Origin of the sequence: Stenotrophomonas sp. PS02300 (assembly GCF_029959395.1) — a bacterium.
Lineage (GTDB): Bacteria > Pseudomonadota > Gammaproteobacteria > Xanthomonadales > Xanthomonadaceae > Stenotrophomonas > Stenotrophomonas maltophilia_AD.
In genome coordinates, this window is record NZ_JASCOP010000223.1 from 1 (window position 1) to 2805 (window position 2805).

Annotated in this window: 2 protein-coding genes; both read left to right on the plus strand. The window is 64.2% G+C overall.

All coding sequences use genetic code 11. The features are described from left to right. The first annotated feature begins 229 nt into the window (after positions 1-229). Positions 230-1441, plus strand: coding sequence for an OprO/OprP family phosphate-selective porin (locus QMX79_RS20510; RefSeq protein ID WP_282248422.1), 1212 nt, complete (start codon positions 230-232; stop codon positions 1439-1441). A 227-nt stretch (positions 1442-1668) separates the two neighbouring features. After that, entirely contained in the window at positions 1669-2688 is a 1020-nt protein-coding gene (gene pstS / locus QMX79_RS20515; protein WP_093533913.1) for a phosphate ABC transporter substrate-binding protein PstS, read from the plus strand. The last annotated feature ends 117 nt before the right edge of the window (positions 2689-2805 follow it).

Below are 2805 nucleotides of genomic sequence, written 5' to 3' on the forward strand. Positions count from 1 at the left end.
GGGGTCTGCGGGTCGGTGTGCGGGTTCAACCACACCCCCGCGGCGTGGGGGGGGGCCGCGACTGCCATCTGAACGCAACCGGGCAGTCATCTGTTTCAGGCAGTTTTGGCAACCCCAACAACAGCTTGCCTTGGGACCGGGGCTGCTTTGTCCGAAACTGTCATATTTACGCAATCTTCACTTATTAGCCTGCGCAGCATCTTCCCACCTGCCTGCAAGGCTCCTTTCCATGAAACTGCATCGCCAACTCCTCACTGCGGCCGTGGCTGCTGCGCTGTTCGTGCCGGCCGCTCACGCTGAAGTGGCCATCGACGTGATCGGCGGCTCGGAGATCACTTTCGAAGGCCTGGTCCAGGCCGACGGCAACTGGTTCGACAACGATGTGACCGATCTCAACGGTGGCGATGCCGCCAACGGCAAGGACAGCGAATTCGAACTGCGTCGCGCCGAGCTGGTGCTGAAGGGCAAGGGCCCGGGCAACGTGGAATGGGTGGTCGGCTACGACGCCAAGGCCGACAAGTTCCTGGACACCAACGTCAAGTACAAGCTGGCCGGCAACGCCAACCACTTCGTGCAGCTGGGCCAGTTCAAGCAGCCCAACAGCCTGGAAGAGCTGTCCAGCACCAAGAACAATGACTTCATCTCCAAGGCTGCGGTCACCAACACCTACGCCGTGGCCCGCCGCCTCGGTGGCGCCTACAGCTTCGGCGACAACAACTGGTCGGTCACCGCCAGCGCCTTCGGCCGTGAGCTGACCCGCAACCTGGCCCACGGCAGCGGCTACGGCGCGCGTGGCACCTGGGCGCCGATCAACGACAAGGGGCAGGTCCTGCACTTCGGCCTGAGCTATGTCGACTACGACACCGACGCCGACACCCTGCGCGTGCGCGCCCGTCCGAACGCCGACCTGGCCACCGCGCGCCTGGTCGACAGCGGCAACATGACCGACACCGACCGGGTCAAGACCATCGGTGCCGAAGCGATGTACATCGGCGGCCCGTTCAAGGCCCAGGCCGAGTACTACACCAGCGAAGCCAAGCGCATGACGCGCGACAACTACACCAGCGACGGTTTCTACGTCAGCGGCCTGTGGAACATCACCGGCGAGACCTGGGGCTACAAGGGCGGCACGCCGACCACCGGCCTGCCGGACGAGCCGGGCCGTGGCATGTGGCAGCTGGGCGCGCGCTATGACTCGATGAACCTGGACGATGGCCATCTGAACGCCAACCCGGTTGCCGGTCGTCCGCCGATCGTGGACGGCGTGCTGGGCGGCAAGATGGATATCTGGACCGTGGGCGTGAACTACTACTGGCGCTCCAACACCAAGTTCGCCCTGAACTACGTGATGGTGGACAGCAAGAAGTACAGCTCGGCCACGCGCACCTTCGTGAACGACGACCCGAACATCCTGGAAGCACGCCTGCAGTTCTTCTGGTAAGTCTCGCGGTACCTGTGTGATTGAAAGGGCGCAGCTTGGGCTGCGCCTTTTTTTTGTTTGACCGCCGTCACAACGGCTTCCGTAGAGCCACGCCCTGCGTGGCTGGAACTGCCGACCCGCTGTGTCACGGTTGCGTCATATGACAGTCGCTGCGCTGTCACGGAACCGTTATGGAATAGGCACCGGGCGGGAAACCCCGCACCACCATCCATCCCAGGAGCCACCCCGTGATCCACGCCTTCAAGTCGCGCGCCGCTGTTGCCGTCCTCGCCGCGTCCTCCGTGTTCGCCGCCAATGCCGCCGATGTGACCGGCGCGGGCGCATCGTTCATCTACCCGGTCATGTCCAAGTGGTCGGCCGACTACAGCACCGCGACCGGCAAGAAGGTCAACTACCAGTCCATCGGTTCGGGTGGTGGCATCGCCCAGATCAAGGCGGCCACGGTGGACTTCGGTTCGTCCGATGCCCCGCTGAAGCCGGAAGAGCTGGCTGCGGCCGGCCTGGCCCAGTTCCCGTCGGTGATCGGCGGCGTGGTGCCGGTGATCAACGTGGCCGGCATCGCCCCGGGCGCGCTCAAGCTCGATGGCGTGACCCTGGCCAACATCTTCCTGGGCAAGGTCAAGACCTGGAACGACCCGGCCATCGCCGCGCTCAACCCGGGCGTGAAGCTGCCCGACGGCAAGATCACCGTCGTGCACCGCTCGGACGGTTCGGGCACCACCTTCAACTTCGTCAACTACCTCTCCAAGGTCAACCCGGAGTGGAAGTCCAAGGTCGGCGAAGGTACCTCGGTCCAGTGGCCGGTGGGCATCGGCGGCAAGGGCAATGAAGGCGTTGCCGCTTACGTGAAGCAGATCAAGGGCGGCATCGGCTACGTCGAACTGTCCTACGCGCTGCAGAACAAGATGTCCTACGCCGCGATGAAGAACGCGTCGGGCAAGGTCGTGCTGCCGAGCGACGAGTCCTTCGCCGCCGCTGCCGCCAGCGCCGACTGGGCCAACGCCAAGGATTTCTACCTGGTCATGACCAATGCGCCGGGCGCCGAAGCGTGGCCGATCACCGCCACCAACTTCATCCTGGTCCGCAAGCAGCCGAAGAACGTCAACAGCGCCAAGGCCACCCAGGAGTTCTTCCGCTGGATCTACAAGAGCGGCGATGCCCAGGCCAAGCAGCTGGACTACGTGCCGCTGCCGGACGCGCTGGTCAAGCAGATCGAGACCTACTGGTCGCAGAACCTGAAGTACTGATCGACCGCCCACGAGGCAACGGTGTCGTCAGGTCCTCTCTCCCCCTGGCGGCACCACCGGCGCGGCTCGCAAGTAACCCGCTTTTTTTTTATTCCCCCACCGTTTTGGGCCCCCCCC